This window comes from Paenibacillus sp. 203 (genome assembly GCF_037027525.1).
Lineage (GTDB): Bacteria > Bacillota > Bacilli > Paenibacillales > Paenibacillaceae > Paenibacillus > Paenibacillus polymyxa_B.
In genome coordinates, this window is the sequence record NZ_JAXCHD010000106.1 from 1 (window position 1) to 236 (window position 236).

Sequence of the window (236 nt, forward strand, 5' to 3'; positions counted from 1 at the left end):
TCTCCGCTACCCCCACCTCATCCCCGCATTTTTCAACATGCGTGGGTTCGGGCCTCCAGTGCGTGTTACCGCACCTTCACCCTGGACAGGGGTAGATCACCCGGTTTCGGGTCTACGTCCACGTACTAAAGATCGCCCTATTCAGACTCGCTTTCGCTGCGGCTTCAGCTCTTCACCTTAACCTTGCACGGGAACGTAACTCGCCGGTTCATTCTACAAAAGGCACGCCATCACCC

At 56.8% G+C, this 236-nt stretch carries 1 rRNA gene; it reads right to left on the reverse strand.

The features are described from left to right. A 23S ribosomal RNA gene (locus WA407_RS26610) occupies nucleotides 1-236 on the reverse strand; the annotation flags it as partial.